Genomic DNA, 21,827 nt, shown 5'->3' on the forward strand with positions numbered 1-21,827 from the left:
GCGGGCGCCGGCGCTGCGTTCAGGCTGGCACTATAAGCGGTGCGGCGGCGGCATGCCACCGCGCCCAATCACAGCGTCTCGGCGATGCGGACGACGGTCTCGCGGCCGGGGACCGCGTCGCACAGCGCGTCGATCCGCCGGTTCAGAACCGGGTGGACGATGCCGGCGGCGATGTCGGCCAGCGGGCACAGGACGAAGGCGCGCTCCGCCATGCGGGGATGCGGGATTTCCAGCTCCGGCTCCGTCACCACGCGGTCGGCATAGAGCAGGATGTCGACGTCGATCGGACGCGGGCCGAAGCGCAGGCCGCCGAGATCGCGGCCGAGAGACTCCTCGATCCCCTTCAGGAAACGCAGCAAAGCCGCAGGGTCCAGGCGGGTGGTGCCGCGCACCGCCATGTTCAGGAAGGCCGGCTGGTCGGTCACATACATCGGCGCCGTCTCGTACAGGGCGGACTGCGCGTCGATCTCCACCGCCTCGCCCAGCCGCCGGATCGCCTCGGCGAGGTTGGCGGCGCGGTCGCCCATGTTGCCGCCGAGCGCGAGATAGACCGTCACGGCCGGGGAGGATGAGGGCGAAGGGGGGGGCGTAAGCTCGGCCATGGCGTCGGCGGTCCCGATATGCTGGTATGGACAGATGGCGGAACTCCTAGCAAATCCGGACCCGCCCGTCAGCGGCCCATCGCTGTTGGGTCACCCTTTCGGGCCGCCCCGGCCCGTTCGGGAACGGACGGGCAGCGGCGGGGTTTCAGCACTATATCAACCGGTTGAGAAGAACCCGGCGATGACACGATATTCTGGTGGAGGACGAGAGATGCGTAGGGCAAGGTCCGTTGGCGCTGCGATGATCCTTCTCGGCGGCACCGCCGGCATCCTTGCCGGCTGCGCCACCGGCCCCGATCCGGAGGTGGCGCGCCGCGCCCAGACCGCCATGGTCGGCATGCCCAAGGCCGACCTGCTGGCCTGCGCCGGTGTGCCGGACCGGCAGGCGACGGCGTCGGGGCGCGAATACTACACCTATGTCGCCCACCCGGCGGTGGCCTACAGCCCAGGCAGCAGCATCGGCATCGGGGCCGGCAGTTTCGGCGGCAGCGGTGGGGTGGGGCTCGGCCTCGGCTTCGGCGTGCCGGTCGGCGGCAGCACCTCGCCCGGATGCGAGGCGACGATGGTGATCGGCCCGCGCGGCACGGTGGAGCAGGTCAGCTACCCGGCCGGCGCCTCGCTGTCCGCCTGCACGCCGATCGTCAGCAACTGCATGGCGCCGCGCGGGTAAGTGCCCGCGGGTAAGACTTTGAGATGAGGCGGCCGGGGCTGTCGCAGCACCTCGTTATGCCATATTCTCAACCATAACCCCGGCCGCAAGCCAGGGCACGGAGACGCCCGCAAAGGGCCGCATCAGGGTTGCCATAAGGGTTGGAGGAACCACGAACCATGGATATGAGCGGAAGCCACCGGATCGAGGCCAGCCGCGAGGCGGTGTGGGCGGCGCTGAACGATCCGGAGATCCTGCGCCAGTGCATCCCCGGCTGTGAGGAGGTGGTCCGGCAATCCGACACCGAGATGACGGCCAGGGTCGTCGCCAAGGTCGGCCCGGTCAGCGCCAAATTCGCCGGCAAGGTCACCCTGTCGGACCTGGACCCGCCCAACGGCTACACCATCACCGGCGAAGGGTCGGGCGGGGCCGCCGGCTTCGGCAAGGGCGGCGCCACCGTGGCGCTGTCCGACGATGGCGGCGCCACGCTGCTGACCTACACCGCCAAGGCCCAGGTCGGCGGCAAGCTGGCGCAGATCGGTTCGCGGCTGGTCGACGCCACCGCCCGCAAGATGGCGGAGGAGTTCTTCGCCCGCTTCACCCAGATCGTCGGTCCGGCGCCCGCCGAAGCTGTCCCCGTCGAAGCGGCTCCGGCAGAAGCGGCACCTCAGCCGGTAGTCCGGCCCGCCGTTTACTCCGACCCCACGCCGGCCGCCGGCCCTGCGGCGAAGCCCGCGGCCCGTGTGGCGGAACCGCCGCCGGAAATCCCGTTGCCGCTGCCGATCGGGCGCGGGGCTGGCGTTGGCGGCGGCAATTTCTACGTGCCGTGGGCTGCACTTCTTGTGGTTGTGGTCCTGCTCGCGTCGCTTGCCTGGATGAATTAGCGTGGCAAATTGTTCATTGGTCGTACGGCTGCATCAAAGGGATTTGACACTCTTTCGGAATGTGTATGCTGCCGCGCGATTCCGGTCGGCGCCGTCGGCCGGTGGAACCATCGGAAGGGAAGCCGAAGAATGAAGAAGCTGTTGATGGGCGTTGCCGCCATCGCCGCGGTCGTGATGGGTGCCGGTGCCGCCCAGGCGGCCGATGCCGCCGCCGGCAAGGATGTTTTCAAGGTCTGCATGGCCTGCCACACCGCCGAGCAGGGCAAGAACAAGGTCGGCCCGTCGCTGTTCGGCGTCGTCGGCCGTCCGGCCGGCTCGATCGAAGGCTTCAAGTATTCCGCCCCGATGAAGGAAAAGGGCGCCGGTGGCCTGGTCTGGACCGCCGAGAACCTGGACGCCTACATCAAGGCGCCGAAGGAAATCGTCCCGGGCGGCACCATGGCCTTCGCTGGCCTGAAGGACGACGCCAAGCGCGCCGACCTGATCGCCTTCCTGTCCGAGCAGAAGTAAGACCGCGGTCCTCCGGTCCGGCGGCCGGGGGAGCCTGCGGACGGCGAAAGGGCCGGTGGCGATGCCACCGGCCCCTTGCTTTTGGGCGTAGTCCTTTGGTTCCGAGTCTCAGCCGGCGGCCTCCAGGCTCTTGCTGGCGACCTCGTAGACGTCGGGCGACAGGCCCGGCGTGGCGACGATCCGCTGCAATTCGGCCTTCATCAGCCCCTGGCGGGCCGCGTCATAGCGCCGCAGGCGGGAGAAGGGACCCATCAGACGAGCCGCAACCTGCGGATTCATCGGGTCCAGGCGCAGCACCTGATCGGCGAGGAAACGGTAGCCGGCGCCACTCGCGTCATGGAAGCGGACCGGGTTGCCATTGGCGAAGCCGCCGATCAGCGCATAGACCTTGTTCGGGTTCCGGATCTCGAAGGCCGGATGGCCGAGCAGGGCGGTGACGCGGTCCAGCGTGTCGGCGCGGTGCGACATCGCCTGCACGCTGAACCACTTGTCGACCACCAGCGCCTCGCCCTTCCAGCGGTCGTAGAAGTCGGCCAGCGCCGTCTCCCCGTCCGGCGAGGCGGCATTGGACAGGAACTGCAAGGCCGCGATCTCGTCGGTCATGCCCTTGGCGGTGCGGTACTGCGTCAGGCAGAGGTCGAGCGCCTCCGCATCCTCCAGCGCCATCAGATAGGCGAGGCAGAGGTTCTTCAGCGACCGCTTGCCGATGGCTTCGGCATCGACGGAGAAGGGCTCCTGGCTGCTGTTGCGGCGGTAGAGGTCGAGGAACTGCGCCCGCAGCCGCCCGGCCAGAATCTTGCGCGCGAATTCCCGTACCGTGTGGATGGCGTCGGGATCGACCACCGCCATCTGCGTGCCGAGATAGGCCTCCGTCGGCAGCACCAGCGCCTGGGCGGCGAAGGCGCGATCGCGCTCCGCATCCTCCAGGATCCTGGCGAAGGCGTCGGCATAGCCCTCCGGCAGCACCAGGGCGCGGCCGGCCTGCTGGTCGGCGACGAGGCCGAGCAGGATGCGGGTGCCGAGAATCTGTCCGGCCTCCCACCGGTTGAAGGCGTCGCTGTCGTGCGCCATCAGGAAGGTGAGGTCGGCGTCGGTCAGGTCGGTCTTCAGCTTCACCGGGGCGGAGAAGCCGCGCAGCAGCGACGGCACCGGCCGGGCCGGGATATCGCGGAAGGTGAAGCTCTGGCTTTCCGCCTTCACATGCAGGATGCGGCTGGTGCCGGCGGCGGCCTCCTCGCCCTCGCCTTCATTCTCTAGGCGCAGCGGCAGGTCCTGCCCGTCGGGGCCGAGCAGGCCGACGACCAGCGGGATGTGCATCGGCTGCTTGGTCGGCTGGCCCGGCGTCGGCGGCACCGTCTGCCTGACCGTCAGGGTGAAGGTCTTGGCCGCCGGGTCGTGGCTGCCGGTGATGTCGAGTTCCGGCGTGCCGGACTGGCGATACCACAGCTGGAACTGGGTCAGGTCGACGCCGCTGGCATCGGCCATGGCGGCGACGAAATCGTCGCAGGTCACCGCCTGGCCGTCATGGCGCTGGAAATAGAGGTCGGTGCCCTTGCGGTACTTCTCCGGCCCCAGCAGGGTGTGGATCATGCGGATGACTTCCGCACCCTTGTTGTAGACGGTGGGGGTGTAGAAGTTGTTGATCTCGACATAGCTGTCCGGGCGCACCGGATGGGCCATGGCGCCGGCATCCTCCTGGAACTGCACGGTGCGCAGCCCCTGGACGTCGGCGATGCGCTTCACCGCGCGGGAATGCATGTCGGACGAGAATTCCTGGTCGCGGAAGACGGTCAGCCCTTCCTTCAGCGACAGCTGGAACCAGTCGCGGCAGGTGACGCGGTTGCCGGTCCAGTTGTGGAAATACTCGTGCGCGACCACCGCCTCGATGTTGAGGAAATCGGTGTCGGTCGCGGTTTCCGGCTTGGCCAGGATGTATTTGGTGTTGAAGACGTTGAGCGACTTGTTTTCCATCGCCCCCATGTTGAAGTCGCCGACCGCGACGATGTTGAAGATGTCGAGGTCGTATTCCAGACCATAGACCTCTTCATCCCAGCGCATCGACTTGATCAGCGAGCGCATGGCGTGGTCGATCTTGTCCTCGTTCCCCGGCTCGACATAGATGCGCAGGGTGACGTCGCGGCCGGACGCGGTGCGGAAACGGTCCTCGCCATGGACGAGGCTGCCGGCGACCAGCGCGAACAGGTAGCAGGGCTTGGGGAAGGGGTCCTCCCAGCGCGCCCAGTGGCGGCCGCCCTCCAGATCGCCGGAAGCGGCGAGGTTGCCGTTGGACAGCAGCACCGGATAGCGCGCCTTGTCCGCGGTGATGGTGGTGCTGTAGCGCGCCATCACGTCCGGCCGGTCGGCGAAATAGGTGATCTTGCGGAATCCCTCGGCCTCGCACTGGGTGCAGAAGTTGCCGGAGGACTTGTAGAGCCCTTCCAGCGCCGTGTTCTCCTGCGGCTTGATGCGGACGACGGTTTCCAGCGTGTAACGGTCCGGCACCTCCAGCACGATCAGGTGATCGGGGGTGACGGTGTATTCGTCCGGCCCCAGCGTCCGGCCGTCCAGCGCCACCGACACCAGATCCAGTCTCTGCCCGTCGAGCGACAGCGGCTCCGTCGCCGCCTCCGGACGGTCGGGGTTGCGGCGGATCGCGAGCACCGCGCGGACGGTGGTGACATCCTCGCCCAGGTCGACGAACAGGTCGACCGTGTCGATCAGATGCGCCGGCGGGCGATAGTCCTGAAGCCGGATGGCCTTCGGCGTGCCTTTGTCCATGTGCCTTGTCTCTGGTCTGTGTCTGTCTTGCGGATCAAGCCGTTCGGGACAGGTCCGAGGGACAAGGACTGTAGCAAGGCGGGGGCGGGCTGTCGCCGGTGGGATTGGGGGTGGGATTGGGGGTGGGAATGGGGGTGGGAATGGGGGTGGGAATGGAGGTGGGCTGACGCTGGCGGCGCGCTGCTCGAAACGGTAGGATCGAAGGCGGAGGTGGCACATGGGCAAGACGGTTCGCGTAGACACCGAAATCAATGAAGAGCTGTTGGCAAGCCTGCAACGGCTCGCCGACCGGCAGGGCGGAACGCGAGACCAGTTAATCGAGCATGCCGTCCGGCTGTTGGTCGAGTCGGAGGAACGATTCGCTGCTGCGGTCCAAGAGGGGGTGGAGGCTTTGGACGCCGGTGACGTGATCGATCACCGGGATGTTGAGACTGCCTTCACAACGAAATTCGGCAGCAGTCCATGATTGGACCGCGCTGGACACGTCCAGCAGCGCGGGATTTCAATGCGATTTGCGATCGTATTGCGCAAGCCAACCCCACTGCGGCCGAGCGGACCGGTCGGCGTCTGTTGGATGCGGTGGCACGATTGAAACAACTGCCGGAAATCGGGCGGCCGGGCCGTGTGTTCGGGACGCGCGAGTTGGTTGTTTCGGGATTACCATACATAATCGTGTATAATGACGGTATACGGCGAGATAATATCGTCACCGTATTGAGGGTTATTCACACGGCGATGCTGTGGCCGCCACATGTTGCAAGAAAACTGTAGGATAAATCTGTTTGGTTCTCCCATAGATCTTTTTTGTCTCCATCATTGTAGAAGTCATTCTGATCAATGGTCTTTCTTATAGAACAACGCGCGAATTTTTTTAGAACTGGCGTTTATATATACTTCAAGTGTTGACAAGCGCCCATCCGTTCTGCAATGGAAATCGTGCGCACGATTACTCCATTGAAGGAATATGCTACAAATTGAAACAATCTAGAGCACTAGAAAATCTATCTATAGACAACCTCCTATTGCCTATTCATGATCCGGCGGTTGCGTAGAACGATAGGCGTTCAAGCTCCGATAAGGGACGGGGCTGCTGCACATTGATTGGGGGTATTTGTGAAGCATACGGTTTTTGTGGCCATGTTAGGAGCTCTGGCGGTCACCGGCTGTGCATCCATCACCGCGGGTACGACGCAGTCCGTTGCCGTCAACACGCCGTCGAAAGATGGTGCCGAATGCAAACTCTCGAATGAGAAGGGCAATTGGACAATTCCGAAGACGCCTGGGTCCACCACCGTTACGAAAGCCTATGGCGACTTGACCGTAGCCTGCGAGCATGGTGACGGATCAAAGGGATCGACTTCCGTAACGTCGAGCACGGCGGGTGCTGCGTTTGGTAATATCATTGCTGGTGGAATCATTGGCGCTGCGGTCGATATGGGATCTGGTGCTGCCTATGTTTATCCGTCGAGCGTGTCGGTGGTTCTGGCTCCGCCTGCCGGAAACGTCCCCACTGGCGGCGCTTCACAAGGCAGCCCGCTGGTCATGAGCCCGGCCACCGCGCCCCGGCTGAGCAAGGAAGATGCAGAAGCCAAATTGAAAGATCTGTCTGCTCTGAAAAAGCAGAAATTGATCACGGAAGCGGAATATCGCGACCGCTCGCGCGAGATTCTTGGGCAGATGTAGGATTATAATGCGCATCCCTTTTTGGGATGCGCTTACCTCTGCGGTACAAGGCTCGCTTTGAAAATTTGGCGGAAGAGGTGGGATTCGAACCCACGGTGGGCGTGAACCCACGACGGTTTTCAAGACCGTTGCCTTAAACCACTCGGCCACTCTTCCCTCGGCCCACGGGAGTAGCGAATGCGTCGCGGCGGGTCAAGTCTTGCGCGCAAGATGCCGCGATTTGCTCCTCAGTTCCGGATCGGGCGGCCCAGCGTGCGCAGGCGGCGGGTCGGTTTCGGCGGGCTGGGGCTGTCGGAGAAGTCGGGCAGGGTGGGGGCGCGGGCGATGGTCTTGCGGATCATCTCGGCCGTCGCGTCCAGGTCGTCCAGGACCTCCGGGGCCACGCGGTCGGCATAGCGGGGGCTCAGCAGGCGGGCGCGGGTCTGGTCGATGCTGCGCAGTTCCGGCTCGAACAGCTCGCGGGCGCCGATGGGCAGCACCTGATCGTCACGCATGCCGGAGAAATAGTTGCGCATCGTCCGTGTCAGCATGCGGGTCAGCAGCAAATCCATGCGCTCGAACTCGGCGCGCAGGTCGCTGAGACGCGACTCGTCGACGCCTTGCAGATGCTCCTCGGTCAGGGCGAACAGGGCGCGGATTTCCTCCACCTTGCGGCGGAAGTCGAGGAAGGAGGCAAAGCGGTCATCGCTCATGTCGCGCTGGGCACGGTCGGCAAGCCGGGACGCCTCGGCCGCCTGACGCTCCAAGGCCGCCAACAGCGCCTTCACCCGGTCCCGGTTGGTGTCGCGCCCCCACGCCATGCCCGCTCTATGCTCCCCTGGTGACCATGGCCGCCGGTTGTCGGCCGGACGGCGCGGTCATCCTAGAAGCGAAACTTTTAACAAAATGCTTTTGTCACAGACTTTCCATGACCACAGTTTCCGGCGGCGTTCCCGTATCGGTCAGGCGTCGCGCAGTTCCAGGATGACCGGGGTGTGGTCGGACGCCTTTTCCAGCCCGCGCGGGCCGCGGTCGATGGTGCAGCCGGCCAGACGGTCGGCGGCCTGGGGCGACAGCAGGAAATGGTCGATGCGCAGGCCGTTGTCGCGCGGCCAGCTGCCGGCCTGATAATCCCAGAAGGTATAGGCGCGGTCGTCGTCATGCAGGGCGCGGTAGGCCTCGGTCAGGCCGAGATTCAGCAGGGCACGGAACTTGGCTTTCGACTCCGGCCGGAACAGGGCGTCGCCGGCAAAGGCCTGCGGCGAGAAGACGTCGCGCGCCTCCGGGATGATGTTGTAGTCGCCGCCCAGCACCACCGGGATTTCCCGCGCCAGCAGGCCGCGGGCATGGTCGTACAGCCGGTCCATCCAGCGCAGCTTGTAGGCGAACTTCTCGCCCGGCACCGGGTTGCCGTTGGGCAGGTAGAGCGAGGCGATGCGCACGCCGGACACTGTGGCCTCGACATAGCGGGCCTGCTCGTCCTCCGGCTCTCCCGGCAAGCGGGTCAGCACGTCCTCCGCCGGTGTCTTCGACAGCAATGCTACGCCGTTGTAGGCCTTCTGCCCGACCGCATTGACGTGGTAGCCGAGTTCCTCGAACGCCGCGGCGGGGAAGGCGGCGGTCTCGCATTTGATTTCCTGGAAGAGCACGACGTCGGGGGACGCCGTGCGCAGCCAGTCGGTGATCAGCGGAAGGCGGGCCTTCGCCGAGTTGACGTTCCAGGTGGCGATCTTCACGAAAAAGGCCTGCCTTCTCTTCTTGTTCTTCTGGTCTCAGACCGCGGCCTTATACCGCGGCCTTATACCGCGAACGAGTTGCCGCAGCCGCAGGAGGCGGTGGCGTTCGGGTTCTTGATCTGGAAGGCGGCGCCCATCAGGTCCTCGACATAATCCAGCGTCGCGCCGGCCAGCAGGTCGAGCGAGGCGTCGTCGGTGACCACCTTCGTGCCGTCCTTCTCGAAGACATGGTCCTCGTCGGTCGCGGTCTCGTCGAAGGTGAAGCCGTACTGGAAGCCGGAGCAGCCGCCGCCGGACACGGTCAGGCGCAGCATCAGGTTGGGATTGCCCTCCTGCTCGATCAGGAAGGCGACGCGCCTGGCGGCGCTTTCGCTGACGCCGAGGACGCGGGTTTCGGTGGGAAGTGCGGTGTCGGGCATGGGGTGGCCCCTCTGGTGCGGTGCGGGAGTTGCCACAAATGTAAGGGGGATCGCCGGCTTCGTCAAAGTATGGGCACCGTTGCGAGAAAGCGTTGCGTATCTGGCACGCTCATCCGCCGGCTGGCCCCGGGTGCCGGGCATAGCACGCCTTCGCCGTTGCACCTGCCATTCCCCGCCGGTAGTGTCCGCCCCATGACGGCGGACTGTTCCCACGATCGGCTGGCTCCCTATGCCTGCAACCCGGCGGACACGCGCGGGCGGCTGGTGGCGGAGCCGGAAAGCCCGACGCGCTCGTGCTTCCAGCGCGACCGCGACCGCATCGTGCATTCCGGGGCTTTCCGCCGGCTGAAGCACAAGACGCAGGTCTTCGTCTATCACGAGGGCGACTATTACCGCACCCGGCTGACCCACAGCCTGGAGGTGGCGCAGATCGCGCGCTCCATCAGCCGCACGCTGGGCCTGAACGAGGATCTGGCGGAGGCGGTGGCGCTGGCCCACGACCTCGGCCACACGCCGTTCGGCCATGCCGGGGAAGAGGCGCTGAACGCCTGCATGGAGCCGTTCGGCGGCTTCGCCCACAACGACCAGACCCTGCGCATCCTGACGCGGCTGGAGCGGCGCTATGCCGAGTTCGACGGGCTGAACCTGACCTGGGAAGCGCTGGAGGGCGTGGTCAAGCACAACGGCCCGCTGCTGCCGCTACGTCCCGGCCACCGCCTGCCGACCACGATCACCGCCTTCCAGGACGACTGGGATCTGGAGCTGCACACCAATCCAGGGGTCGAGGCGCAGGTGGCGGCGCTGGCCGACGACATCGCCTATAACAACCACGACATCGACGACGGGCTGCGCGCCGGTCTGTTCACGGTGGATGAGGTGGCGGAGCTGCCGCTGGTCGGCCCGCTGGTCCGCGAGGTCTGCGACCGCTATCCGGGGCTGGAGCGTTCGCGCCTGATCCACGAGACGGTGCGGCGGATGATCAACGCGATGGTCGTCGATCTGGTGACGGAGACGCGGCGGCGGCTGGCGGAACACAAGCCGGGCAGTGCGGCGGAACTGCGCGCCCTGCCGCTGGCGATGGTCAGCTTTTCCGACGGGATGCTGGAGGCGCAGCGGCCGCTGCGCGCCTTCCTGCGCCAGCGCATGTACCGGCACTATCGCGTGAACCGCGAGATGAGCAAGTGCAAGCGCGTGGTGCGCGCCCTGTTCCAGCTGTTCATGGACGAATCCAACACTCTGCCGACCGAATGGCAGCGCGACATCGCCAAGGCTGGCGGCGACGCCGATCTTGCGGTGCGCGCCCGCCATGTGGCCGACTATATCGCCGGCATGACCGACCGCTACGCGCTGGCCGAACATGACCGGCTGTTCGACCTGCATGTAAAGACCTGACGCGTGAAGACCTGAGCCGCGAGGCTCCTGTGACCTCCTGAAAAGACGACCTGAGACGATGAATATTTTCAAGGCCTTCGAGACCGATATTCGCAAGCTGCTGGAAGAACTGGCCGCCGAGGGTGCCATCCCCGCCGGGCTGGACGGCAGCCGTCTGACGGTCGAGCCGCCGCGCGAGGCCTCGCATGGCGACCTGTCCACCAACGCCGCGATGATCCTGGCGAAGCCGGCGAAGATGGCGCCGCGCGCCCTGGCGGAATTGCTGATCGCCAAGCTGAAGAGCCGCGCCGACGTGGCGTCGGTCGAGATCGCCGGTCCGGGCTTCGTCAACCTGCGCCTGACGCCGGACGTCTGGCGCGACCGCATCCGCGACGTGCTGACCGCCGGCACCGCCTATGGCGACAGCGAGTTGGGCGGCGGGGCGCCGGTCAATGTGGAATATGTGTCGGCCAACCCGACCGGCCCGCTGCATGCCGCCCATGGCCGTGGCGCCGTATTCGGCGACGCGCTGGCCGCGCTGCTGCAGAAGGCCGGCTACGCCGTCACCCGTGAATATTACATCAACGATGCCGGCGCGCAGGTCGACGTGCTGGGACGGTCCACCTTCATCCGCTACCGCGAGGCGCTGGGCGAGGAGGTCGGCGAGATCCCGGCCGGCCTCTATCCCGGCGAATATCTGAAGGAGGTCGGTCAGGCTCTGGCCGAGCGTGACGGCAACCGCTGGATCGGCACCGACGAGTCCGAATGGCTGCCGGCCTGCCGCGACTTCGCGATCTCCATGATCATGGGCTGGATCCGCGAGGATCTGGGCGCTCTCGGCGTCACGATGGACGTCTATAGCAGCGAACGCGCCCTGGTGACGGCGGGCGCCGTGCAGACGGCGCTGGCGGCGCTGGAGGAGCGTGGCCTGATCTACACCGGCGTGCTGGAGCCGCCGAAGGGCAAGAAGCCCGACGATTGGGAGCCGCGCCCACAGACCCTGTTCAAGTCGAGCCAGTTCGGCGACGACGTCGACCGGCCGCTGAAGAAGTCCGACGGCTCCTTCACCTATTTCGCCAACGACATCGCCTATCACTATGACAAGTATCGGCGCGGTGCTGCATCGCTGATCGACGTGCTGGGCGCCGACCATGGCGGCTATGTCAAGCGCATGCAGGCGGCGACGCGGGCGATCTCCGGCGGCGAGGCCGAGCTGGACGTGAAGCTGTGCCAGCTGGTCCATCTGATGCAGAACGGCCAGCCGGTGAAGATGTCCAAGCGTGCCGGCACCTTTGTGACGCTGCGCGACGTGATCGATCAGGTCGGCAAGGACGTGGTCCGCTTCATCATGCTGACCCGCCGCAACGACCAGACGCTGGACTTCGACTTCGCCAAGGTGACGGAGCAGTCGAAGGACAACCCGGTCTTCTACGTGCAGTACGCCCACGCCCGCTGCCGTTCGGTCCTGCGCCACGCCGCGACGGCGCTGCCGCAGCTGGACCAGACGCCGGCTTCGCTCGCCGCCGCGGCGAACCTTGCCCGGCTGGACAGTGAGGAGGAGATGGCGCTCGCCAAGCGCATGGCCACCTGGCCGCGCGTGGTCGAGGCGGCGGCCGAGGCGCATGAACCGCACCGCATCGCCTTCTTCCTCTATGATCTCGCCAGCGATTTCCACGCGCTGTGGAACCGGGGCCGTGACGATGCCTCGCTGCGCTTCCTGATCGAGGGCGATGCGGAACTGACGACCGCCCGGCTGGCGATGATCGCCGCGGTGGCGACGGTGATCGCCTCGGGCCTGACGGTGATGGGTGTCGAGCCGGTGGAGGAACTGCGTTCATGAAGTACGACGGCGACGTCAACTACGCGGCCAATCCCTATGGGATGCCGCCCCGACAGTCCGCCAACAGGCGCGGGCTGCTGGCGCTCGGCTTCGCCGTGGTCGGCGTCGTGACGTTCGCCGGTGCGGCGGTCGTCGGGCTTCGCGGCCCGTCGCGGCTGTCCGGCGACGGGCCGCCGCTGCTGACTGCGGATGCCGGGCCGTCCAAGGCCCGTCCCGACCAGCCGGGTGGGATGGAGGTGCCGCACCAGGACATCCTGGCCTATGAGCGGCTGCGCGACCATGACGGCGGGCGCGGCAATCAGGTCGAGCGGCTGCTGCCGCCGCCGGAGGTGCCGCTGCCGCGTCCGGTGGTGACGCCGCAGATTCCGGCTGTGGTGCCGCTGCCGTCGGTGCCGTCGGTGGCCCAGCTGCCGCCGGGCTCCACCGCCACCGTTCCGCGCGACAACGTCGCCGCGGCGGTCGCGGCGGCGGCTCCGCTGGCCGCCCCCGAACCGGCGCCCGGCCTGCCGGCCGCGACCACGGCCACTTCGCCGGCCGGTCAGGTTCCGGTGGCGCAGACGCCGTCCGTGCAGACTCCGGCCAGCGTCGCCGCAAAGCCGCAGCAGCCCGCGGCCGCTCCGGCCAAGCCGGCTCCTGCGCCTCAACAGCAGGTCGCTTCGGCCGCCAAGCCGCCCGCACCGCCGGCGCAGCAGAACGCCGCCCCGTCGATGGGGCAGCTGATCGCCAAGCTGGAGGCCGCCTCCCTGCCGACCGCTCCGGCCAAGGCGGTGCCGCAGCCGGCGAAGCCCGCGGCGGTTCCCGCTCCGGCAGCCGGCGGCAGCGGCGGTTGGCGCGTCCAGCTGGCGTCGGTGCGTAGCGAGGGCGAGGCCGCGGCCGAATGGCGCCGTCTTGCCGGCCGCCATCCCGACGCGCTCGGCGGCCTGTCGATGCAGGTCGCCAAGGTCGATCTGGGCGAGAAGGGCATCTTCTATCGGGTGCAGGGCGCCGGCGCCGACGAGGCGCGGGCCAAGTCGGCCTGTGCCCAGCTGCGCGCGCAAAATGTGGGGTGTGTGGTTGTCCGTCCCTGATTTTCTGGGCTCTGACTCAGTGAGGTCCACCCCGGTCACCCACCCGCGCGCGGTCGTCTTCGGCTGCGCCGGGCTGGAGGTGACGGCCGACGAGGCCGCCTTCTTCCGCGACGCCGATCCCCTCGGCTTCATCCTGTTCCGCCGCAACTGCGACAGCCGCGACCAGATGCGCCGGCTGGTTGACGATCTGCGCGACAGCGTCGGCCGGGCGGACGCTCCTGTCCTGATCGACCAGGAGGGCGGCCGGGTCGCGCGCATGCGCCCGCCGCACTGGCCGGCCCATCCGCCGATGGGCGTGTTCGGCACGCTCGCCGCGCAGGATGCCGCCGCCGGGCGCGAGGCCGCCCAAGAAGCCGCCTGGATCAACGGCCGGCTGCTCGCCCATATGCTGACGGAGGTCGGCATCACGGTGGACTGCGCGCCGGTGTGCGACGTGCCGGTGGAAGGGGCGCACGACATCATCGGTGACCGCGCCTTTTCGCGCGACCCCGCCGTGGTGATCGATCTTGCCCGCGCCACCGCCGACGGTCTGCTGGCCGGCGGCGTGCTGCCGGTGGTCAAGCACATCCCCGGGCATGGCCGTGCCTTCGCCGACAGCCATGCCGAACTGCCGGTGGTGGAGGCGGACCGCGCGGTGCTGGAGGCCACCGACTTCGCCCCCTTCCGTGCCCTGGCCGATCTGCCGCTGGCGATGGTGGCGCATGTGGTTCTGAAGGCCATCGACCCGACCGCACCCGCCAGCACCTCCCCCATCGTGGTGCGCGAGGTGGTGCGGGGGCCGTCCATCGGCTTCGGTGGCCTGCTGTTCAGCGACGATCTGTCGATGAACGCATTGCAGGGCGACCCAAGGACACGGACCGAAGCGGTGCTGGCGGCCGGCATGGATGTCGTGCTCCACTGCAATGGCGATCTGGCCGAGATGCGGTCGATCGTCGGCGCCGTGCCGCTGCTGAGCGGCGCGGCCGCGGAGCGCTGGGCGCGGGCGGAGGCGATGCGCCATGCGCCGGAACCGGCGGACATCGCGGCATTGACGAACCGGCTGGCCGAACTTCTCGGCACGGCGCAGACCTGACGGACGGGAGCGGACGATGGAGGAATGGATCTTCCAGGTGACGGCCGTGGCCCTGCCGGCCATCCTCGCCATCACCCTGCACGAGGCGGCGCACGGCTTCGTCGCCTGGAGGCTGGGCGACGACACTGCCTATCGGCTTGGCCGCGTCACCTTCAACCCGATCCGCCACATCGATCCGTTCGGCACCGTCCTGCTGCCGGCGCTGATGTATTTCACCACCGGCTTCGTCTTCGGCTGGGCCAAGCCGGTTCCGGTCAATTTCGCCCGGCTGGACCATCCGCGCCGCGACATGGTGTGGGTCGCGCTGGCCGGGCCGGGCACCAATTTCCTGCTGGCGGTGGCGTCGGCGGTGATCTGGCGGCTGGTCAATCCGGAAAACAGCATGGCCGAGCTGTGGATCCGCTCCGCCGCCGAGGTCTCGGTGCTGGTCAACGTCATCCTGATGGTGTTCAACCTGATCCCGCTGCCACCGCTGGACGGCGGCCGGGTCGCGGTCGGCATCCTGCCGGATGCGCTGGCCGTGCCGCTGGCGAAGCTGGAGCGTTTCGGGCTGCCGATCCTGATGGCGGCCTTCTTCCTGCTGCCGATGCTGGGGCGCCAGATCGGCATGGACCTCAGCGTCATGCATTGGGTGCTGGGTCCGCCGGTGGACGCGGTGATCGATTTCATCCGGGTTCTGACCGGCAACGACTGAAGGTTTTCCGATGGCCGATCTAGTGGCCGATCTGCCGGCCGGGTGTGAGGCCGACGCCGCGGCGGCGGCAGAGTCGTCGCCGTCTGAACAGCTGTTGCTGGTTCTGGACGGCTTTGAAGGGCCGCTCGACATGCTGCTGGCGCTGGGACGCGACCAGAAGGTCGACCTGACGCGCATCTCCATCCTGGAACTGGCCGACCAGTATCTCACCTTCGTCGCGGAGGCGCGGAAGGTTCGGCTGGAACTGGCCGCCGACTATCTGGTGATGGCGGCGTGGCTGGCCTACCTGAAATCGCGCCTGCTGCTGCCCGAACCGCAGGGAGAAGAGCCGTCCGGCGAGGACATGGCCGCCGCACTCGCCTTCCAGCTCCAGCGGCTGGAAGCGATGAAGGGAGCTGCCGAGAAGCTGTTCGCCCGCCCGCGGCTGCGCATCGACGTCCACCCGCGCGGCGCGCCGGAGGATTTGGACCTGCGCCGCAAGTCGGTCTACGAGGTCACCCTGTTCGACCTGCTGCGCGCCTACGGCCGGCAGCGCGCCCGCAAGGAATCCGGTGTCCTGCACATCGCCCCGGTCCGCCTTTATTCGATGGAGGAGGCGGTGCGGCGCCTGTCCTCCCTGCTGGGCCACATGCCGGACTGGGCGATGCTGGCGAGCTTCCTGCCAAGCGGAGAGAGCGGCGGGCTGCTGACCCGCTCGGCGCTCGCCGCTCATTTCGCGGCGACGCTGGAACTGGCCAAGGCCGGCCGGGTGGAACTGCGCCAGGAGGGCGCCTTCGCCCCGCTCTATGTCCGCGGCCGCCCGGGCAATTCCGCCGATTCCCAGGACGGCGACATTTCGGAAGAAGCGCAATCGCATGATTAAGGAAGTCACCGACGCCCACGAGGCGGAGGCCCGCATCGGCAAGCTGCGCCTGCTGGAAGCGCTGCTGTTCGCGTCGGCCGAACCGCTGGACGAGGAGACGCTGGCCGGCCGTGTCGGGCCGGAGGTCGGCCTGCTGCTGGAGGAACTGCGCGCCCACTATGCGCCGCGCGGCGTCACTCTGGTGCGCACCGGCGGCGGCTGGGCCTTCCGCACCGCCGTCGATCTGGCGCCGGAGCTGCGGCGGGAGGAGGAGGTGTCGCGCAAGCTGTCCCGCGCGGCGATCGAGACGCTGGCGATCATCGCCTACCACCAGCCGGTGACCCGGGGCGAGATTGAATCCATCCGCGGTGTCGCCACCAGCAAGGGCACGCTGGATCTGCTGATGGAACATGGCTGGATCCGGCCGGGCAAGCGGCGGGAGACACCGGGCCGGCCGCTGACCTGGATCACCACCGACCATTTCCTCGACCATTTCGGGCTGGAGACCCTGCGCGACCTGCCCAGCGTCGACGATCTGCGCGCCGCCGGCCTGCTGGACAGCCGTCCGGTGCTGCTGGGGCTGGGGGCGACGGCGGACGACAGCGCGCTGGGAAGCGACAACGAGGAGTAGGGACCGGCCGGCCTCCTGGTTTTTCGCGGTCCCGCGCGAATTCCCGTGAAACCTCAATGACAACCGGTTAAGGATGGTGGGGCGAACGTTGCGGCACCCTGGCCTTTCTGCCATAGTGCCGGCCCGCCGCAAAGGCCGTTCAAACGTGATAGGCGCGCCATGGGTTCTTTCAGCATCTGGCACTGGATCATCGTTCTTCTGATCGTTCTTCTGCTGTTCGGCGCCGGCAAGCTGCCGAAGGTGATGGGCGATCTCGCCAAGGGCGTGAAGTCCTTCAAGGCGGGCCTGCAGGACGACAGCGACGATGCCGCGCCCGGCAACAACGCCAAGACCATTCCGAACCAGCCTGCCAACACGGCCGAAACCGCGGCCAAGAAGGACGAGGCGGTCCGCAGCTGACCGGCGGGCGCGCGGCCGATCCCCTTGGGCCGCACGCCACCCTGCCCACCGCATTCGTGAAGCCGGAAGAACATGTTCGACATCGCTTGGTCCGAACTGATGGTGATCGCCGTCATCGCCCTTGTGGTCATCGGCCCCAAGGATCTGCCCAAGGCGATCTTCACGCTCGGCAAATGGGTGCGTAAGGCGCGGGTCGTTGCGCGCGAATTCCAGACCCATATCGACGACATGATGCGGGAGACCGAGTTGGACGAGCTTCGCAAGGAAGCCCTGAAGACCCGCGACCTGAACATCAAGAAGATGATGGAGGACACCATCGACCCGAAGGGGGAGGTGGGGAAGGCCTTCGATGTTGGCTTGAACGGCCATCCCGGCAGCACGCCGGAACCCGACCTGCCGCAGGCGCCGGAGCCGGTGATCAGCGCGCCGGCCACGCCGATGGTCACCGACAGCGTGGCGCCTTCCGCCGCGCCCTCACCGATCACCACGGCGCCGATCACCCCCGAACCCCCGCAGCCGGCCCCGGTGTCGCAGCCCGCACCGGTTCCGCGCCCGGACGCCGTGGCCGCCGCCCAGCCGACCGACAAGCAGACCTGAAGACAAAGACGGCCCAATGACCGGCGATACGCAGCAGGACGAACTCGAAGACAGCAAGATGCCGCTGATCGATCACCTGATCGAACTGCGGAACCGGCTGATGTGGGCGATCGGCGCCATCCTGATCGCCTTCCTGCTGTGCTATGCGGTGTCGGACAGGATCTACAATTTCCTGGTCCAGCCGCTGGCCGACATCCTGGCGGGGCAGGGGCGCCGGATGATCTACACCGGCCTGACCGAAGCCTTCTTCACCTATGTGAAGGTCGCCTTCTGGGCCGGCTGCTTCATCTCCTTCCCGATCGTCGCCAGCCAGATCTGGATGTTCGTGGCGCCCGGCCTGTACAAGCACGAGCGCAAGGCGTTCCTGCCCTTCCTGGTGGCGACGCCGGTGATGTTCCTGACCGGTGCCGGTATCGTCTATTACTTCATCTTTCCGATGGCCTGGCGCTTCTTCCTGGGCTTCGAGTTCCACCCCGGCGGCGACGGCAACGCCCTGCCCATCGAGTTCGAGGCGCGCGTCGGTGAATATCTGCACCTGGTGATGTCGCTGATCTTCGCCTTCGGCATCGCCTTCCAGTTGCCGGTTCTGCTGACCCTGCTGATCCGCGTCGGCATCATCAGCACCGACGCCCTGGCGTCCAAGCGCCGCTACGCCATCGTCGGCGCCTTCATCGCCGCCGCGGTGCTGACCCCGCCCGACGTCATCAGCCAGGTCAGTCTGGCGCTGCCGCTGATCGCACTCTACGAGATCGCGATCATCGTCGGCCGCCGGATCGAAAAGGCACGGGCCGCGTCGGAGGCCGAGTAATCGGCAGCACTTTGCCCACAGCATTTTGCTGGCGGCATTTTGCCCATGGCATTTCGCCGGCCTTGACCTAGGGTAATAATCCGTCCGTCGTGGACATGCCGCCATTCTCGCGCTAAAAGCACGGTTCGGCCAATGGAAGGCCTTAGCCGCGCACCCGGAGCCTTGACCGTATGCAGACCGCCAACGACATCCGTCGCACGTTCCTGGATTTCTTCGCCAAGCAGGGCCATCAGAAGGTCGATTCGTCGCCGCTCGTGCCGCGCAACGACCCGACGCTGATGTTCACCAATGCCGGCATGGTCCAGTTCAAGAACGTCTTCACCGGTGCCGAGGCGCGGCCCTACAAGCGCGCCGTCACTTCGCAGAAATGCGTGCGCGCCGGCGGCAAGCACAACGACCTGGACAATGTCGGCTACACCGCGCGGCACCATACCTTCTTCGAGATGCTGGGGAACTTCTCCTTCGGCGATTACTTCAAGGACGACGCCATCGCGTTCGCCTGGAACCTGATCACCAAGGAATACGGCCTGCCGGCTGACAAGCTGCTGGTGACGGTCCACACCTCCGACGAGGATGCGGCAGCGATCTGGCGCAAGGTCGCCGGCCTGTCGGACGACCGCATCATCCGCATCCCGACCGACGACAATTTCTGGCGCATGGGCGACACCGGTCCCTGCGGTCCCTGCTCCGAGATCTTCTACGACCACGGCCCGTCGATCGCCGGCGGCCCGCCGGGCAGCCCGGATCAGGATGGCGACCGCTTCATCGAGATCTGGAACCTCGTGTTCATGCAGTATGAACAGCTTGGTCCGGACAATCTGGTGCCGCTGCCCAGGCCGTCGATCGACACCGGCATGGGTCTGGAGCGTCTGGCCGCCGTTCTGCAGGGCAAGCACGACAACTACGACATCGACCTGATGCGGGCGCTGATCATGGCGTCGGCCGAGGCCACCAAGACTTCGCCGGACGGTGCCCACGCGGTGTCGCACCGCGTCATCGCCGACCATCTGCGCTCCACCTCCTTCCTGATCGCCGACGGCGTGCTGCCGTCGAACGAAGGCCGCGGCTATGTGCTGCGCCGCATCATGCGCCGCGCCATGCGCCACGCCCACATGATCGGCGCGCGCGAGCCGCTGATGCACCGTCTGGTCCCGGCACTAATCCAGCAGATGGGCGACGCCTATCCGGAGCTGAACCGCGCCCGTGCCCTGATCGTCGAGACGCTGAAGCTGGAGGAGACCCGCTTCAAGCAGACGCTGGAACGCGGCCTGCGCCTGCTGGAGGATGAGGTCGGCCATCTGGGCGAGGGCCAGCCGCTGGCCGGCGACGTCGCCTTCAAGCTGTACGACACCTACGGCTTCCCGCTCGACCTGACGCAGGACGTGCTGCGCGGCCAGGGCCGCGGCGTCGACGAGGCCGGCTTCAAGGCGGCGATGGACGAGCAGCGCCGCAAGGCCCGCGAATCCTGGGCCGGCTCGGGCGAGGTCGGCACCGAGAAGCTGTGGTACGAGATCAAGGACGAACTGGGCGCCACCGAGTTCTTCGGCTACGACACCGAAGTGGCCGAGGGCAAGGTGACCGCCCTCGTCAAGGGCGACGCCCGCGTCGAGGCCGCCAATGCCGGCGACCCGGTGATGGTCGTCGTCAACCAGACGCCCTTCTATGGCGAATCGGGCGGTCAGGTCGGCGATGCGGGCGTGATCTTCTCCGCCGGCGGGGCCGAGATCGCGGTTTCCGACACGCTGAAGAAGCTGGGGGCGGTGTGGGTCCATGTCGGCACCGTCACCAAGGGCACGCTGAAGGTCGGCGATGTGGTCGAGCTGCGGGTGGACAGCGAGCGCCGCTCCGCCATCCGCGCCAACCACTCCGCCACCCACCTGCTGCACGAAGCGCTGCGCCACCGGCTGGGCGACCATGTCACCCAGAAGGGCTCGCTGGTGGCACCGGAGCGTCTGCGCTTCGACATCAGCCAGCCGACCGGCCTGACGGGAGCCGACATCGCCGCCATCGAGGACGAGGTGAACCGCCGCGTGCTCGCCAACAGCGAAGTCATCACCCGCCTGATGTCCCCCGACGAGGCCCGCGCCCAGGGTGCCATGGCCCTGTTCGGCGAGAAGTACGGCGATGAGGTCCGCGTCGTCTCCATGGGCGGCCCGCATGGCGAGCAGGACCGCGATTACTCGATCGAACTGTGCGGCGGCACCCATGTCCGCCGGACCGGCGACATCGGCGTGTTCAAGATCGTCTCCGAAGGGGCTGTCGCCGCCGGTGTCCGCCGCATCGAGGCGCTGACCGGCACCGGCGCCAAGGCGTGGCTGTCCGAGCGCGACCATCTGCTGACCGAGGCGGCGAGCGTCCTGAAGGTGAAGCCCGACGAGGTCCCGACCCGCGTGGCGGCCCTGGTCGAGGAGCGCCGCAAGATGGAACGCGAACTGGCGGACCTTCGTCGTCAAGTGGCGATGGGAGGCGGCGCCAAGGCCGACGGCGGCAGTGAGGCCAAGGACGTCGCTGGCGTCAAGGTCGCCGCCCGCGTGGTCGAAGGCCTGCCGGCCAAGGACCTGAAACCGATGGCCGACGAGCTGAAGAAGCAGGTCGGCTCCGGCGTCGTCGTGCTGATCGCCTCCAACGAGGGCAAGGCTTCCATCGTCATCGGCGTGACCGACGACCTGACGGCCAGCTTGAGCGCCGTCGATCTGGTCCGCGTCGGCGCCGAGGCGCTGGGCGGCAAGGGCGGTGGCGGCCGGCCGGACATGGCCCAGGCCGGCGGTCCCGATGCCTCGCTGGCCCATGCTGCGATCGAGGCCATCGAAAAGGCGATCGCGGGCAGGAAGGCCTCCTGATCTTGGCTGAAACCCGGCCCCCGGTTCGCTCCGGGGGCCGTTTTTCTGTTCGTGCCCTTTCTCTGAAGGTCCGGCGATGGAACTCCCGACTCTTCCCTTCACCGTGACCGACTGGTCCGCCGTTCCCGTCACCGAGCATCCAGGCGAGACCGGCCTCGCCCGCTGGCGCAGCTTCCACGCCGGAGAGCTGCGGGTGCGGCTGGTCGAATACACGCCCGGCTATCTGGCCGACCATTGGTGCGACCGTGGCCATGTGCTGTTCGTGGTCAGCGGCGAACTGGTCACCGAGCTGAAGGACGGACGCCGCTTCGTCCTGACCGCCGGCATGAGCTATCAGGTGTCCGATTTCGGCGACCATCCGCACCGATCCTCGACCGAAATCGGCGCCACCCTGTTTATCGTGGACTGAAACCTTCTCGCTTGAGGG

Annotated in this window: 23 protein-coding genes and 1 tRNA gene; 18 read left to right on the top strand and 6 right to left on the bottom strand. The window is 67.1% G+C overall.

The features are described 5' to 3' along the window. Positions 1-68: 68 nt before the first annotated feature. Positions 69-602: a 2-amino-4-hydroxy-6-hydroxymethyldihydropteridine diphosphokinase gene (folK, locus tag J2848_RS23250; RefSeq protein ID WP_149232471.1), complete on the bottom strand. Its 534-nt coding sequence runs from the start codon at positions 600-602 to the stop codon at positions 69-71. A 211-nt stretch (positions 603-813) separates the two neighbouring features. On the opposite strand from folK, the gene J2848_RS23255 reads away from it, so the two are divergent. The 3 genes from J2848_RS23255 to J2848_RS23265 all read left to right on the top strand — a co-directional run bounded on the left by J2848_RS23255 (position 814) and on the right by J2848_RS23265 (position 2,645). After that, complete coding sequence (locus J2848_RS23255; protein WP_149232470.1) at positions 814-1,272, top strand: hypothetical protein; 459 nt, start codon at positions 814-816, stop codon at positions 1,270-1,272. A 158-nt stretch (positions 1,273-1,430) separates the two neighbouring features. Further along, entirely contained in the window at positions 1,431-2,135 is a 705-nt protein-coding gene (locus J2848_RS23260; RefSeq protein WP_149232469.1) for an SRPBCC family protein, read from the top strand. A gap of 129 nt (positions 2,136-2,264) precedes the next feature. Continuing rightward, the gene (locus J2848_RS23265) at positions 2,265-2,645 is read left to right on the top strand and encodes a c-type cytochrome (RefSeq protein WP_149232468.1); all 381 of its coding nucleotides are present in this window, start codon (positions 2,265-2,267) and stop codon (positions 2,643-2,645) included. A gap of 108 nt (positions 2,646-2,753) precedes the next feature. Here J2848_RS23265 and pepN read toward each other — a convergent pair whose 3' ends face one another. Further along, positions 2,754-5,423, bottom strand: coding sequence for an aminopeptidase N (gene pepN, locus J2848_RS23270; RefSeq protein ID WP_149232467.1), 2,670 nt, complete (start codon positions 5,421-5,423; stop codon positions 2,754-2,756). 217 nt (positions 5,424-5,640) lie between these two features. Between pepN and J2848_RS23275 the strand changes: the two genes are divergently transcribed. From J2848_RS23275 to J2848_RS23285, 3 genes are all read left to right on the top strand, one after another. Next, on the top strand, positions 5,641-5,889 hold the full coding sequence (locus tag J2848_RS23275) for a CopG family ribbon-helix-helix protein (protein ID WP_149232465.1): 249 nt from the start codon (positions 5,641-5,643) through the stop codon (positions 5,887-5,889). Further along, complete coding sequence (locus J2848_RS23280) at positions 5,886-6,194, top strand: type II toxin-antitoxin system RelE/ParE family toxin (RefSeq protein ID WP_211103193.1); 309 nt, start codon at positions 5,886-5,888, stop codon at positions 6,192-6,194. Before J2848_RS23275 ends, J2848_RS23280 begins: the two co-directional genes overlap by 4 nt. 342 nt (positions 6,195-6,536) lie before the next feature. Continuing rightward, on the top strand, positions 6,537-7,106 hold the full coding sequence (locus tag J2848_RS23285) for a hypothetical protein (RefSeq protein ID WP_149232464.1): 570 nt from the start codon (positions 6,537-6,539) through the stop codon (positions 7,104-7,106). Between the two features lie 66 nt (positions 7,107-7,172). On the opposite strand, the gene J2848_RS23290 is transcribed toward J2848_RS23285, so the two are convergent. The 4 genes from J2848_RS23290 to erpA form a co-directional block, all read right to left on the bottom strand. Further along, positions 7,173-7,262 (bottom strand) — tRNA-Ser (locus tag J2848_RS23290). Between the two features lie 71 nt (positions 7,263-7,333). After that, on the bottom strand, positions 7,334-7,906 hold the full coding sequence (locus J2848_RS23295) for a hypothetical protein (protein WP_149232463.1): 573 nt from the start codon (positions 7,904-7,906) through the stop codon (positions 7,334-7,336). A 141-nt stretch (positions 7,907-8,047) separates the two neighbouring features. After that, positions 8,048-8,821, bottom strand: coding sequence for an exodeoxyribonuclease III (locus J2848_RS23300; protein WP_149232462.1), 774 nt, complete (start codon positions 8,819-8,821; stop codon positions 8,048-8,050). Positions 8,822-8,883: 62 nt separating this feature from the next. Next, positions 8,884-9,240 (bottom strand): iron-sulfur cluster insertion protein ErpA, encoded by a 357-nt coding sequence (gene erpA, locus J2848_RS23305; protein ID WP_149232461.1) that lies wholly within the window; start codon positions 9,238-9,240, stop codon positions 8,884-8,886. Positions 9,241-9,432: 192 nt separating this feature from the next. Between erpA and J2848_RS23310 the strand changes: the two genes are divergently transcribed. The 12 genes from J2848_RS23310 (at position 9,433) to J2848_RS23365 (ending at position 21,809) form a co-directional block, all read left to right on the top strand. After that, positions 9,433-10,632 (top strand): deoxyguanosinetriphosphate triphosphohydrolase, encoded by a 1,200-nt coding sequence (locus tag J2848_RS23310; RefSeq protein WP_149232460.1) that lies wholly within the window; start codon positions 9,433-9,435, stop codon positions 10,630-10,632. A gap of 58 nt (positions 10,633-10,690) precedes the next feature. Beyond that, positions 10,691-12,451, top strand: a complete 1,761-nt coding sequence (argS, locus tag J2848_RS23315; RefSeq protein ID WP_149232459.1) for an arginine--tRNA ligase — start codon at positions 10,691-10,693, stop codon at positions 12,449-12,451. Then, positions 12,448-13,518: an SPOR domain-containing protein gene (locus J2848_RS23320; protein ID WP_149232458.1), complete on the top strand. Its 1,071-nt coding sequence runs from the start codon at positions 12,448-12,450 to the stop codon at positions 13,516-13,518. Before argS ends, J2848_RS23320 begins: the two co-directional genes overlap by 4 nt. Next, positions 13,490-14,590: a beta-N-acetylhexosaminidase gene (nagZ, locus tag J2848_RS23325; protein WP_149232457.1), complete on the top strand. Its 1,101-nt coding sequence runs from the start codon at positions 13,490-13,492 to the stop codon at positions 14,588-14,590. Before J2848_RS23320 ends, nagZ begins: the two co-directional genes overlap by 29 nt. 16 nt (positions 14,591-14,606) lie before the next feature. Then, complete coding sequence (locus J2848_RS23330; protein ID WP_149232456.1) at positions 14,607-15,284, top strand: site-2 protease family protein; 678 nt, start codon at positions 14,607-14,609, stop codon at positions 15,282-15,284. A gap of 10 nt (positions 15,285-15,294) precedes the next feature. Further along, the gene (locus J2848_RS23335) at positions 15,295-16,146 is read left to right on the top strand and encodes a segregation and condensation protein A (protein ID WP_149232455.1); all 852 of its coding nucleotides are present in this window, start codon (positions 15,295-15,297) and stop codon (positions 16,144-16,146) included. Beyond that, a complete protein-coding gene (gene scpB, locus J2848_RS23340; RefSeq protein WP_149232454.1) occupies positions 16,139-16,756 on the top strand; it encodes an SMC-Scp complex subunit ScpB in 618 nt (205 codons plus the stop codon). Before J2848_RS23335 ends, scpB begins: the two co-directional genes overlap by 8 nt. 159 nt (positions 16,757-16,915) lie before the next feature. After that, on the top strand, positions 16,916-17,155 hold the full coding sequence (locus J2848_RS23345; RefSeq protein WP_149232453.1) for a twin-arginine translocase TatA/TatE family subunit: 240 nt from the start codon (positions 16,916-16,918) through the stop codon (positions 17,153-17,155). Between the two features lie 72 nt (positions 17,156-17,227). Continuing rightward, entirely contained in the window at positions 17,228-17,752 is a 525-nt protein-coding gene (gene tatB, locus J2848_RS23350) for a Sec-independent protein translocase protein TatB (protein WP_149232452.1), read from the top strand. A 16-nt stretch (positions 17,753-17,768) separates the two neighbouring features. Further along, entirely contained in the window at positions 17,769-18,560 is a 792-nt protein-coding gene (tatC, locus tag J2848_RS23355) for a twin-arginine translocase subunit TatC (protein WP_149232451.1), read from the top strand. Between the two features lie 170 nt (positions 18,561-18,730). After that, positions 18,731-21,400 (top strand): alanine--tRNA ligase, encoded by a 2,670-nt coding sequence (gene alaS, locus J2848_RS23360; RefSeq protein WP_149232450.1) that lies wholly within the window; start codon positions 18,731-18,733, stop codon positions 21,398-21,400. Between the two features lie 76 nt (positions 21,401-21,476). Next, positions 21,477-21,809 (top strand): DHCW motif cupin fold protein, encoded by a 333-nt coding sequence (locus J2848_RS23365; protein ID WP_012975884.1) that lies wholly within the window; start codon positions 21,477-21,479, stop codon positions 21,807-21,809. Positions 21,810-21,827 lie beyond the last annotated feature (18 nt).

This window comes from Azospirillum lipoferum (assembly GCF_024170005.1).
Taxonomy (GTDB): domain Bacteria; phylum Pseudomonadota; class Alphaproteobacteria; order Azospirillales; family Azospirillaceae; genus Azospirillum; species Azospirillum lipoferum.